This window comes from Mesorhizobium sp. dw_380, assembly GCF_018588885.1.
Lineage (GTDB): Bacteria > Pseudomonadota > Alphaproteobacteria > Rhizobiales > Rhizobiaceae > Mesorhizobium.
This window is the reverse complement of record NZ_JAFFIW010000173.1, coordinates 1-238: the sequence shown is the minus strand read 5'-3', so window position 1 is coordinate 238 and position 238 is coordinate 1. Positions and strand designations below refer to the sequence as shown.

The 238-nt window shown below is 65.1% G+C and carries 1 protein-coding gene; it reads left to right on the top strand.

The features are described from left to right. Positions 1-238: transposase (locus JT360_RS33420; RefSeq protein ID WP_214477763.1), on the top strand; the 238-nt coding region annotated here is incomplete at both ends.

The window sequence follows — 238 nt, the reverse complement described above, 5'->3', positions numbered from 1 at the left end:
GCCAAGAAGACCAAGCGCTATCCGTCTGATTTGACGGACGAAGAGTGGGAGCAGTTCGCACCGCTGATGCCCAAGCCTGGGCGTCGCGGCCGTCCGCGCGAGGTTGATTTCCGGGAGGTGGTCAACGCCGTGCGCTACCTGGTCCGCTCGGGTTGCGGTTGGCGGATGCTGCCGATCCATTTCGGCCCCTGGCAGACGGTCTACGGCTGGTTCCGCGAGTTGGCGCGGCGCTTTCTGT